9 protein-coding genes are annotated in these 11,982 nt (G+C 58.2%); 2 read left to right on the top strand and 7 right to left on the bottom strand.

Features of this window, described 5'->3' with window-relative positions:
* Positions 1-70 precede the first annotated feature (70 nt).
* Positions 71-2,290 carry a DNA topoisomerase IV subunit A gene (gene parC / locus A0U92_RS04765; protein ID WP_077812233.1) on the bottom strand — a complete coding sequence of 740 codons (2,220 nt, stop codon included), beginning with the start codon at positions 2,288-2,290 and terminating at the stop codon, positions 71-73.
* 45 nt (positions 2,291-2,335) lie between these two features.
* Here parC and A0U92_RS04760 point away from each other — a divergent pair, with 45 nt between their 5' ends.
* Positions 2,336-2,788, top strand: coding sequence for a hypothetical protein (locus A0U92_RS04760; RefSeq protein ID WP_077812232.1), 453 nt, complete (start codon positions 2,336-2,338; stop codon positions 2,786-2,788).
* A gap of 204 nt (positions 2,789-2,992) precedes the next feature.
* The gene (locus A0U92_RS04755) at positions 2,993-3,760 is read left to right on the top strand and encodes a 2-keto-4-pentenoate hydratase (RefSeq protein WP_077812231.1); all 768 of its coding nucleotides are present in this window, start codon (positions 2,993-2,995) and stop codon (positions 3,758-3,760) included.
* A 117-nt stretch (positions 3,761-3,877) separates the two neighbouring features.
* Here A0U92_RS04755 and recO read toward each other — a convergent pair whose 3' ends face one another.
* From recO to dnaE, 6 genes are all read right to left on the bottom strand, one after another.
* Positions 3,878-4,648, bottom strand: coding sequence for a DNA repair protein RecO (gene recO / locus A0U92_RS04750; RefSeq protein ID WP_077812230.1), 771 nt, complete (start codon positions 4,646-4,648; stop codon positions 3,878-3,880).
* Between the two features lie 17 nt (positions 4,649-4,665).
* A complete protein-coding gene (tsf, locus tag A0U92_RS04745) occupies positions 4,666-5,571 on the bottom strand; it encodes a translation elongation factor Ts (protein ID WP_077812229.1) in 906 nt (301 codons plus the stop codon).
* 105 nt (positions 5,572-5,676) lie between these two features.
* The gene (gene rpsB, locus A0U92_RS04740) at positions 5,677-6,477 is read right to left on the bottom strand and encodes a 30S ribosomal protein S2 (protein WP_077812228.1); all 801 of its coding nucleotides are present in this window, start codon (positions 6,475-6,477) and stop codon (positions 5,677-5,679) included.
* A 284-nt stretch (positions 6,478-6,761) separates the two neighbouring features.
* A complete protein-coding gene (locus A0U92_RS04735; protein ID WP_077814250.1) occupies positions 6,762-7,853 on the bottom strand; it encodes an aromatic ring-hydroxylating oxygenase subunit alpha in 1,092 nt (363 codons plus the stop codon).
* 258 nt (positions 7,854-8,111) lie between these two features.
* A complete protein-coding gene (locus A0U92_RS04730) occupies positions 8,112-8,393 on the bottom strand; it encodes a hypothetical protein (RefSeq protein WP_077812227.1) in 282 nt (93 codons plus the stop codon).
* Between the two features lie 80 nt (positions 8,394-8,473).
* The gene (dnaE, locus tag A0U92_RS04725; protein WP_077812226.1) at positions 8,474-11,893 is read right to left on the bottom strand and encodes a DNA polymerase III subunit alpha; all 3,420 of its coding nucleotides are present in this window, start codon (positions 11,891-11,893) and stop codon (positions 8,474-8,476) included.
* Between the last annotated feature and the right edge of the window lie 89 nt (positions 11,894-11,982).

Here is an 11,982-nt window from a genome sequence, read left to right as displayed (position 1 = left end):
TCAGGATGGGATTATGTCCTGCATGATGCGAACCGCGCGATGAGGCGGGTCTTCACCCGCGCAGACTCTCTCAGGCTTTTTTCATCGCCCAGGGCGGAGCCGCCTTGCCCGTGGCGGCGCGTTTGCTCACCCAGGGCTCCAGCTCGGCAAAGCCCCGCACCCGCACAGCGCCAGGCCAGAGCAGCCCTTCCGTCGCACTGAACACCACAGCCTGTCGCAGACCGAGTTTCGCGCCTCCATCCGGATACTTCTGGAGCGTGACTCCCAACCCTTTCGCCATGACCGGAAGCTGATCGACGGGGAAGACGAGCAGGCGTTTGTCGCCGCCATAGACCGCGACGTGATCGCCCTGCGCCGGAACGCACAGACGGGCGCTTTCATCGTCCTTGAGGTTGAGAACCTGCTTCCCGCCACGTTTTTCAGCGGCGAAATCACTGTCAGCCACGATCATGCCGCGTCCGACGCTGGAAGCGACGAGACGCTGCTTGCCTTCCTCAATGACGAACACGGAGAGAATCTCCTCGTCATTGGAGAGGTCCATCAGCAGGCGGACCGGCTGGCCGTCGCCACGACCGCGCGGGAGATCACCCGCGTTGACGGTGAAGGCGCGACCGTCCGTGGCGAAGAAGCAGATACGGTCCGTGCTCTGGCAGGGCAGCGCGAGCAGGAGGCTGTCGCCTTCCTTGAACTTCTGGGTGCTGGCGTCGATACCGTGGCCTTTCACCGCACGGACCCAGCCTTTTTCAGACAGGATCATGGTCAGCGGCTCGCGCTCGACCAGAGTGGCGGCGGAAAGGTCGATCTGTGGCGGTGGTGCGCCGAGCGTGCTGCGGCGTGCCCCCAGCGCTCCGGAACCAAAGTTCCTGCCGATTTCCTTCACCTCGGCGGCGATACGGGACCAGCGGAGCGTCCTGTCGGCCAGCAGAGCGTGGAGTTCGTCGCGTTCGGCGGAAAGAGCGGTGTGCTCCTTACGGATCTCGATCTCTTCCAGACGCCGCAGGCTGCGCAGACGCATGTTGAGGACGGCCTCGGCCTGCATGTCCGTCAGGCTGAAGGTCGCCATCAGGCTGGCCTTGGCGTCGTCTTCCTCGCGGATGATGCGGATCACCTCATCGAGATTGAGGTAGACGGCGAGGAAGCCTTCAAGGATTTCGAGGCGCTTCTCGACGGCGGCGAGGCGATGGGAGCTGCGACGTTCCAGCACTTCGTGGCGGTGGTCGAGCCACGCCTGCAACACGGACCGGAGATCCAGCACGCCGGGAGCACGATCCGGGCCGATGACGTTCATGTTGAGCGAAAAGCGGCTCTCAAGCTGGGTCGCCCTGAACAGCGTCTCCATCAGCACTTCCGGCTCGATGGTGCGGTTTTTCGGTTCCAGCACAAGACGGATATCGGATGAGCTTTCATCACGGATATCAGCCAGCAGAGGCAGTTTCTTCTGCACCAGCAGGTCGGCGATCTGCTCGATCAGGCGCGATTTCTGCACCTGATAGGGGATTTCGGTGACCACGATCAGCCACGTCCCGAAACGACCCTGCTCGACTTCCCAGCGGGAGCGGATACGGAAACCGCCACGACCGGTTTCGTAAGCCTTCAGAATGGCGTCCGCATCCTCGACGATGATGCCGCCTGTCGGGAAGTCCGGACCGGGCATATGCTGAAGGAGTTCGGCCACAGTCGCGTCCGGCTTGCGGATCAGCAGGCCCGCAGCCGCGCAGATTTCACCGGCGTTGTGCGGTGGAATACTGGTCGCCATGCCGACGGCGATTCCCGCCGCGCCATTGGCCAGCAGATTCGGGAAGGCGGCAGGCAGGACGATCGGCTCGGCGTCTTCGCCGTCATAGGTGGGGCGGAAATCGACAGCGTCGTCATTGATGCCTTCGAGCAGCGCCTGCGCGACCTTGGTGAGACGGGCTTCGGTGTATCGCATGGCGGCGGCGTTATCGCCGTCCACGGAGCCGAAATTACCCTGCCCTTCCACGAGCGGGAATCGGACCGCGAAGTCCTGCGCGAGCCGCACCAGCGCCTCGTAAACCGAGGCGTCGCCGTGCGGATGATATTTACCGATCACGTCACCGACGACACGTGCACACTTTTTAAACCCGGATGCGGGATCAAGACGAAGCTGGTGCATGGCGAAGATGAGTCGCCTGTGCACCGGTTTGAGACCGTCCCGCACGTCCGGCAACGAGCGGGACATGATTGTCGACAGCGCGTAAGCCAGATACCGCTCGCTCAGGGCGTCGGTAAGTCGGGTATCCTCGATATGGCCTGCGAACGTGTCACTCATGTCCTGTGTCCTCCGTCGTGCGCACCCATAACGGAGAGATACGCTTTGGCCAACGTCCTGACCGGTTTTTCACGCCGTCCGGCATTTCGATTTGCCTCTCTGTTCGCCGCTCTGGGCGGTCTTGCCGCCTGTTCACCGGCGGATCGCTACCTCAGGACTGATGAACAGCTTGCTTACAGTGGCTTCACCGCTCATGCCGCCAATACGACAGCGCGCTATGAGATGATGAATCTTATCCCGACCGGAATGCTGACCTACCGTCCGACCAGTACCGGCCCCGTCTATCTTTACGCTGACCGCATCGGCTGTGGCTGTGTCTATATGGGCAGTCAGGCGGCGTTTGTAGACTATTCACACAAAACACTGAAAGGAGTGCACAGTCAGGCCGCCATGACCGCGGAAATCAACCAGCATCCCGGCTGGGACTGGAGCATCTGGTCAGAGAACGCTGATCCCGGCCCCAATCAGCCCAAACATGTCATTGGAGCTGAATGGTAAGCCCTTCTGGTACAAGCAGACTCGGCGGCTCTCTGGACTTTACAATTTCTGAAAACGACATGAACCGGAGGATATGTCTCCTTATCCGGTCCTGAAAAACGGTTAAACGGTAAAATCGGAGTATTTTTTCCTATCGCCTTTCGTCTGACAAAATTAAGGCTTTATAAACCACAGCAAAATTTTATGTCCGGACACAGACGGTTCATGGCCGAAAACCACAGTAGCCCGACCAGTTCTCTTATACTGGCGCGTACCCTGCATGTCGTCCGTCAGGGCGATGCGCCTCCTATCATATCGCTGCCCCCTCATTTGCTCCCCGATTCCGAAGAGGCCGCTTATGAGGTACAGAATCATCTCGCATCTCTGGGCGGTCCCGTTCGCGGCTGGAAAGTCGGAGCCTCAAGCTCCGTTTCAGAACCGTCTGCCGCCCCGCTACACGCTGAAACATTGTTCAGTGATGGTGTCATTCTGCCTGCGGATTTTTTTAACCATCGCGGGGTGGAAGCGGAAATCGCCTACCGCTTCGACAAGGCCGTCGGTCCGGATCTGTCCGCAGACGCTATTCTGTCGGCTGTTGGAAGCGTGCATCCAGCCATTGAGGTCGTGGACACACGGTTTATCGAACCGGGCTGTCAGTCGCGCCTGACGCATATGGCCGATCAGCAGAATCACGGCGCGCTTATTCTCGGCCCGGCTTATTCAGACTGGCGGAATTTCGATCCAGCTCAGGAAAAGTTCGTGATGAGAATCGATCATCACCGCGTCTCCGAAAAAGTTGGCGGAAACGCGGTAAACGATCTGACGCGGTTGCTGGTCTGGCTGGCCAATCATGCCAGCAAACGTGGACTGCCTATCGAGGCGGGCACAGTTGTAACAACAGGTTCGCTGTCAGGCGCATTTTTTGTGCCGCACCGGACGCATGTAAGCGTGCAGTTTAATACACTCGGCACCGTGACTGCTTTTCTGGAATAATGCTGCAGGTCCGCCAGTTATGCATCTTTCAACGCAACAAAATCTGACCAAGCTTAAGTACACTATCCGGCATTCGGAAAGAATCTTTTGCCACTGAGTGCTGAACTCTGGCTGAAATCAGTAGCTACCCGGACCAACCACAAAAGACTGCACAACATCTGTCAGCCTGATTCTTGCTGCAGGCAGTGAACGATGAAGAGGACCAAAGACGTCGCGTGACAGAAAATGTCCCGTCAGCCGCAGACCATCCCGCCAGTCCTCCGGTGTGCCACAGTCGGCGTCATCAAGCAGAAATCCGGGCAAGGGCAGCAGACGGGAAGCCCATTCTCCGGCTCCCTCCTCAGACACAGCGCGTCCCGTGCGTGGCGAAACATAAATCAGGCTGTCCGTCCGTCCAGTCACAGCGCAACAGAACAGATCCAGTGCAAAACCAAGATCCCGCAGCAGGACCGTTTCCCAACGGATGAGAGTCGAAATTTCCGTTTCGGGATCCTGCGTACCCAGCATCGCAAGCACCTGCGCGCTGTCCTGACACAGTCCGGGATAAGGCTCGCCTTCCGCCAGCGCACTATCTGCAACAGCACACAGAGAGGTCAGGCAGGCAAGGCTGGCCCTTGAAGAAAGCGCTCGGGCAGCATTGGGGCCCGCCAGTTCACCGACTACAGTCCCGAGCTGCCCGGGAATGCGCGCCCGCCACTGAACCTGCACAAGATTGCCACTCTGCCACGTCGCAGCATTCCGGCGACCAAGGCCACCTTTAACCAGCCCATGCGAGACACCCTGAGCCGGTGAGAAGAGATGCACCAGCGCATCGGCTTCTCCAAACGGCGCCACAGATAAAACAAGGGCGGGTGCTTCCCACTCAAGAGATGCCCCGCCCCCGCTCATATCAGAACGACCTGATCTTAGTTGCCAGCAGCCTTGGCTACTTCAGCAGCGAAGTCATTCTCTTCTTTCTCGATGCCTTCACCGAGCTGATAACGATCAAATCCAGCCAGCTTGACGCCAGCCTTGGAAAGAACGTCTTTCACGCGGCTCTCGCCGTCATGAACCCAGACCTGCTCCAGAAGAACAACTTCTTCGTAGAACTTGCGGATACGGCCGTCGATCATCTTTTCGACGATCGCTTCCGGCTTGCCGGAGGCCAGAGCCTGCTCCTTCAGAACCGTGCGCTCACGCTCGACAGATTCCGGATCAATGCTGCTCACATCAAGGGCAGCCGGACGCGTTGCGGCGACATGCATACCGACCTGACGACCCAGAGCAATGATGGCATCGCTTTCGGACGGCGCTTCGATAGCAGCCAGCACACCGATCTTGCCGAGACCCGGCTTCAGAGCACCGTGAATATAGGTGGCGACAACACCAGACGGCACTTCGAGAACGCGGGCGCGACGGATCGACATATTCTCACCGATCGTGGCGATGAGGTGAGTCAGCTCGTCAGCAACCGTACGGCCAGAAGCAACCGTTGCCTTCTTGATGTTCTCAATATCTTCACCAGCCGTCAGGGCAGCCTTGGCGACTTCCTCGACAAAGCCCTGGAATGCTTCGTTACGGGCGACGAAGTCGGTCTCGGCATTCACCTCAACCATCGCTGCGCGCTTGCCTTCGGAGACAACGCCCACGAGGCCCTCGGCAGTTACGCGACCGGATTTCTTGGCAGCAGCAGCAAGTCCCTTCGTGCGCAGCCAGTCAATGGCGCCTTCGATTTCACCGGCAGCTTCCTTGAGCGCCTTTTTGCAGTCCATCATGCCTGCACCGGTCTTCTCGCGCAGTTCCTTCACGAGGGCAGCAGTGATTTCCGCCATGATTCTTTCTCCACAATAGCAGCAAGCACGTCACCATGCGGGACGTGCTTGCAATCTTTCAGCGGCGGAGTCTGTGGATATGCTCCACGAACTCCCGCCCTTCAATCAACCTGCTTCAGCAGGGACCGCAGCCGGAGCTTCCGCTGTTCCTTCAACAGCAGCAACCTCGGAAACAGGCAGCTCTTCAGCTGCGCCAAAGTCACGGCCGGAAGCGGTCATCTCGGCGGAGATACCGTCGAGGACAGCGCTGGAAACCAGGTTGCAATACAGCTCGATCGCACGGATGGCGTCATCGTTACCCGGAATCGGATAGGTCACGCCTTCAGGATTCGAATTGCTGTCGAGAACGGCGACGACAGGAATGCCAAGCTTGTTAGCTTCTTCGATCGCCAGCTTCTCTTTCGTTGTATCGATGACGAACAGGATATCAGGCAGGCCGCCCATTTCCTTGATACCACCGAGGGAGCGCTCAAGCTTTTCCTTGTCGCGGGTGATGTCGAGGATTTCCTTTTTCGTCAGACCCTGTGTCTCACCATCCAGCATGTCTTCGATCTGGCGCAGACGCTTGATGGAGCCCGTGATGGTCTTCCAGTTGGTCAGCATGCCGCCGAGCCAGCGGTGATTGACGTAGTACTGACCGCAACGCTGTGCCGCTTCAGCAACCTGATCGGACGCTGCGCGCTTGGTGCCGACGAACAGAACACGGCCACCGCTCGCGACCGTATCACGAATGACCTTCAGCGCGCGGTCAAGCAGAACAACGGTCTGCTGCAGGTCGATGATGTGAACCTGGTTACGCACACCGAACAGGTACGGCGCCATGCGCGGGTTCCAGCGGCGGGTGTGGTGACCAAAGTGAACGCCAGCTTCAAGCAGCTGACGCAGTGTGAAATCAGGCATCGCCATGATTCAAAATCCTTGCGTTCCGGTTGTTCCTCCGCAGCGCACCAAATCCGAAAGAACGGACACCAGTGCGGACGCTGCGTGTGAAGTCCCGTGTCACTGGACACAGGCAGGGGCGGTATGACCATTTCCCCTGAAAAAATCAACCCCGAAGCACAGGCTGCAATGGAACAGTCATCTTCGGACCAATCGCCACCGGAAGGACCGCCCTTCTGACTGCGCCATAATGAAGGCGGACAGACTCTCGATGCGTCAGACCTCGGCGCCGCAGAAGCCTGATTCCAGCATCAACGCTCTGTCGGAAGCGGAACGCCCGAACGGATCAGCAATTCTCTCAGATTACGCACGACCGGGAAGACCTCGACATTATGGTCGCCTCCGAGATCCCTCCAAGCCTGCTGCTCCATCTCCACGATCTCCTTGTCTTCCATGAAGATACGGTTGGTGAAGATGCCCAGCACCGGCCACGCCAGATCAAGCAGGAACTTCCATTTCGGACGTTTGACCGAGAGCAGGCCATAACTCTGCGTCGCCGTCTCGTCCTTGCCCAGCGGCACATAGGCCACCCAGAGATCCATGACGAGGTCACCGTCCTTATCTCTGATCTGGAGTGTCTGATAAGGATATGTCGTACGGATGGTGACAATCTCATCGACCGGCTGGTCTTTGATATCGATGGTCTTGTCATGCCTGCCAAAGATGAGACGCTCGGCCAGCGGCTGGTCTCCCCCTTTCCGGGCGAAACTGTAGCTGGCCTCCACAAAATTCTCACCCTTGCTCTGCCCCATGAAACGGGCCGTGATCTGCCCCATCTGCTTGCGGTGCAGAAACTGATGATTCATGTCCATCAGGTTTTCGTGCATGAATGAATAATGACAGTTCACCAGTGGATCGAAATGCCGCGTCTTGAACTCGGGATTGTCAGCCTGACACGGGATCGGCACCGGAACTGTCTTCGCCAGTTCGGGATCACCGGGGAAAATGAAGACCAGTCCACTACGTTCATGACACGGATAAGTCTTCACACCGCGCCCGACGCCCGGCTTGTTGAGGTAAGGCACGGTGACGCATGAACCTTTTCGGTCAAACGACCAACCGTGATAACAGCACCGCACCACATCGCCATCCACAGTGCCTTTACTGAGGGGAACCTGCCGGTGCGCGCAACGGTCTTCCAGTGCGTAAATGGGAGCCCCATTATCAGGGCGAACGATCACAATCGGCTCGCCTGCGAAACGCGTTGCAAACGCCTTGCCGGGTTTGATCTTGTGAGACCATGCGACCGGATACCAGAAATCAGGATTAAGGCTTATGCGCCGGAGATCCGGACCAGTTCGCTCGTAAAGCTCACTCGTAACCGCGGCAGTTCCTCGCCCCATGTCACCCTGAACTTCGGCTGCCTGATTTTCCTGGCTTTCCTGCTGCGTCAACATGCCCTGCATTCCCTCGCCTCACTCGCACGTCTACCATTTCAGACGCAGCATTTTCAGCTTTACGCCCTTCAGCAACGTGCAATGACATCGAGACAGGATCAACCTCGACCAGACAGAAGGCAAGCCATGGATATGCATACCAGCATAACTGGATTATGCTTCAACAGTGATATCAATATAATGCACAGTCAGTTCAGTACAGAATCAGCCATCAGACAGACCATACAGTGAATATTGCAGCATCATATGGCGGGTCGGATACTGATCAACGACCACTCCGGTCGTATTATACGTCTCGGCCACCACGATACCGAGTGCCGGATCAATATGCGATAACGGATTGATTACCGGCATCGCATTCAGAGTCGAAACCGAAGGCGTTGAGGCCGTGGTTTTACTTGCAGATGATCCGCGCGGCGCATCCTCATTAACTGAAGATGCCAGCGTCGCCTGCACAGTGCTGGCAGCAGTTGTCGAGATATCCATCCTGCTTCTCCGAGGACAGTTTAGTTCATTACGACTCACACTGTGTCATTTTCTGGATAAAAATACAACTTAAAGTTGCATCACCTTATCTCGATAGCCGTTATACCAGAAATCATCTTCAGAGCCTGCCCGACAACCGGGCTCAGCCGGTAACCGTTGCGTAGGCGAACCTCGAGTTCCTGCGTATCCGAAATACGCGGCAGCAGAACAACCTTTCCTTTACCACCATGCTGCCGGGACAGAACCGCCTGAATATCACTGACGGCGTCAGCGTCCTCAAGCCATATCCGCATTTCCCCACCAGTCTGGGACGCCATGTCCTCCAGTTCCACGAGATCGGACGCCGTAATGCGAAGAGCTTCTCCTTCCAGCTTCAGATCGGCTGTCACAAGCACGGCACGACCCGCCACCAGCACGTCCCTTACCCGCCCCAGCACCTCTGAAAAGAGAGTCACCTCACAACTACCAGTTGCGTCCGAGAGCCGCAGCCACGCCATCTTGCTGCCGCTCCGTGTCGGACGCTCCTTGCGATCCACCACACATCCAGCAATCTTGACCCGCGTGATCCCGCCCTCTGCCGTCGGCAGAAGCTGCGACATGGGCACAACACCCAGCCGGCGCATGACCGCCTTATAGGAATCAAGCGGGTGACCGGTCATATGAAAACCGATCGCATCCGCTTCGTATGACAGTTTTTCAAACTCAGGCCAGTCCTGCTCCTTTGACAGATGCAGGGGCTCCGGCTCGGCGGGACCACCGAACAGACCGCCCTGTCCGCTGTTCACCTCCTGAACCCGCGCATGCGCGCGCTTGAGGATCATCTCGATAGCGGTGAACACGCGTGCGCGGTTCGGTTCCATGGAATCGAAAGCCCCCGCACGAGCCAGATTTTCCAACTGCATCTTGTTAAGGTTTTTCGGATCCACACGGGCAGAGAAATCCGCCAGGTCAAGGAACGGTTTGCCTCCGCGCGCCTCCATGAGTCCCTGCATGGCGACAAAACCGACCTTCTTCACTGCCGCCAAAGCATAACGAATGGCGAGCGTGCCATCGTCCTGCTTCTCAACCTTGAAGTCAGCATCGGACTTGTTGATGTTGGGCGGCAAGACCCGAATACCCAGACGCTCAGCCTCCTGCCGCAGGGCCGCCAGCTTTTCCGTCCGCTCCCGCGCCAGCGACATGCAGGCGGCAAGGAACGAGACAGGATAGTTCGCCTTCATCCACGCCGTCTGATACGACACCAGCGCATACGCCGCAGCATGGGATTTATTGAAGCCGTAGTCAGCGAACTTCGCCATCAGGTCAAAGACCTCGACAGCCTTGTCCTTCGGGATGCCACGCCCCGTCGCGCCTTCGGTGAAGATCTCGCGCTGTGTGTCCATCTCCGCACGGATCTTCTTGCCCATGGCGCGACGCAGAAGGTCAGCCGCACCGAGGCTGTAGCCCGCCATCTTCTGGGCGATCTGCATGACCTGTTCCTGATAGACCATGATGCCATAGGTCTCTTCAAGGATATCGCGGATTTCTTCGTGCGGCGGTTCCCATGCCTCGCCATGCTTGCGCCGACAGTAATCGGGAATGTTGGCCATAGGACCGGGACGATAGAGCGCCACTGCGGCGATGAGGTCTTCCAGCCGGGTCGGGCGCATCTGCTTGAGGACATCCCTCATGCCCGCGCCTTCGAACTGGAACACGCCGGCCGTATCACCGCGTGACAGCATTTCGTAAGTCAGCCTGTCGTCGAGCGGTATTTTCGCGAGATCGACCTCGATGCCGAGGCCCTTCAGGAACTGCACGCCCCGCTGGAGAATGGTGAGCGTGGTCAGGCCGAGGAAGTCGAACTTAACCAGACCGGCCTGCTCGACATATTTCATGTTGAACTGCGTGACGAGCATGTCGCTCTTCGGATCGCGATAGAGCGGGACCAGCTCAACAAGCTTGCGATCACCGATCACCACGCCAGCCGCATGGGTCGAGGCGTGACGGTAAAGCCCTTCAAGTTGCTGCCCGATTTCCATCAGACGACGCAAGGCCTCGTCCGTATCGCGCATTTCCTGAAGTTTGGGTTCGCCGTCTATGGCTTCCTTCAGGGTGGTTGGCTTGGCGGGATTGTTGGGAATCAGTTCCGCGACACGATTGACCATGCCGTAAGGCAGACCAAGCACACGACCGACGTCACGCACTGCCGCGCGCGCCTGCAATTTTCCGAAGGTAATGATCTGCGCCACACGGTCGCCGCCATATTCGCGGCGGACGTAGGAGATCACTTCATCGCGGCGATCCTGACAGAAATCGATATCGAAGTCAGGCATCGAAACACGTTCCGGATTCAGGAAGCGCTCGAACAGCAGGTTGAACGGAAGCGGATCGATATCCGTGATGGTCAGCGCGTACGCCACCAGCGAGCCTGCACCGGAACCACGACCCGGCCCAACCGGAATATCATGGGCCTTCGCCCACTGGATGAAGTCCGCAACAATCAGGAAGTAACCCGGAAATCCCATACGTGAGATGATCTCAAGCTCGAACTCCAGACGTTCCCTGTAAACAGAAGCCGTTTTCTCATCTGCGCTGATAGCCGAGAGACGTAGCTCCAGTCCCTCCCGCGCCATGGCGCGGACGGTTTCGTCCTCGGTCTGCCCCTCTCGCACTTTTGGACACATCGGCAAAAGCGGCTTGCGCGTCTCGACCTTGATGGCGCAGCTTTTCGCAATCGCCAGCGTGTTGTCACAGGCATCCGGCAGATCGGCGAACAGTTTTCGCATATCGGCCGGCGGCTTGAACCAGCATTCGGGCGAGACTTTCCAGCGGTCTTTCTCCGCCATGGTCCGCCCCTGCGCGATACAGATCAGCGCATCATGCGCCTCGTGCATCTTGGGCTGCGGAAAGAAACACTCGTTGGTCGCGACAATCGGCAGACGCATCCGGTCAGCGAGCGCCAGCACGCCCGGCTCGACGGCTTCCTCTATCGGCAGACCGAAACGATTGAGTTCTACAATCAGATTATCGCCAAACCCCTCATGCAGTTGCGCCAGCCATGCTTCAGCCTGTTCCTGCTGCCCTTCGGCCAACATCTGATAGAGCGGCCCTCGGGTGCCCCCTGTCAGAAGGAAAAGCCCCTTGCTCCGTTCACACAGCATATCGAGCGTGACAGTGGGGTCCGTCGTGTCCCCTTCCAGAAATCCCGCCGAGGACAGGAACTGGAGATTCGACAGCCCTTCCTCATCCCGCGCAAGCAGCACGATCGGCTCCGAAGGGGCACCGGGCCGGTCATCACGTGGCGGCAGGCCAATCTGACAGCCAATGATTGGCTGAACGCCCTTCCCCGCACAGTATTGCGAGAACTCCAGCCCACCGAACAGATTCCCGGTGTCGGTGATGGCGACGGCAGGCATGTCCATGCCGCGGGTCAGCGCAACCAGTTCGGGGATTCGGATGGCTCCCTGACTGAGGGAGTAAGCGGAATGAACGCGGAGATGGACGAAATCGGCGTGTGGCATAAAGCGGAGGATAACACACCAAGAGCGATTAGGGGGAGGCGCACCTTGAACATCCCTCACCACGTTCACAAAAATGTTGATCTATAGTG

Source organism: Acetobacter aceti (assembly GCF_002005445.1).
GTDB classification, from domain to species: domain Bacteria; phylum Pseudomonadota; class Alphaproteobacteria; order Acetobacterales; family Acetobacteraceae; genus Acetobacter; species Acetobacter aceti_B.
This window is presented reverse-complemented; position numbering and strand designations above follow the sequence as displayed.

What these genes read in the sequence shown, in the direction of transcription:
- parC (WP_077812233.1), bottom strand. Translation starts at nt 2,290, where the DNA reads ATGAGTGACACGTTCGCAGGCCATATCGAGGATACCCGACTTACCGAC.
- A0U92_RS04755 (WP_077812231.1), top strand. Translation starts at nt 2,993, where the DNA reads ATGGCCGAAAACCACAGTAGCCCGACCAGTTCTCTTATACTGGCGCGT.
- recO (WP_077812230.1), bottom strand. Translation starts at nt 4,648, where the DNA reads ATGAGCGGGGGCGGGGCATCTCTTGAGTGGGAAGCACCCGCCCTTGTT.
- tsf (WP_077812229.1), bottom strand. Translation starts at nt 5,571, where the DNA reads ATGGCGGAAATCACTGCTGCCCTCGTGAAGGAACTGCGCGAGAAGACC.
- rpsB (WP_077812228.1), bottom strand. Translation starts at nt 6,477, where the DNA reads ATGGCGATGCCTGATTTCACACTGCGTCAGCTGCTTGAAGCTGGCGTT.
- A0U92_RS04735 (WP_077814250.1), bottom strand. Translation starts at nt 7,853, where the DNA reads ATGGGGCGAGGAACTGCCGCGGTTACGAGTGAGCTTTACGAGCGAACT.
- A0U92_RS04730 (WP_077812227.1), bottom strand. Translation starts at nt 8,393, where the DNA reads ATGGATATCTCGACAACTGCTGCCAGCACTGTGCAGGCGACGCTGGCA.
- dnaE (WP_077812226.1), bottom strand. Translation starts at nt 11,893, where the DNA reads ATGCCACACGCCGATTTCGTCCATCTCCGCGTTCATTCCGCTTACTCC.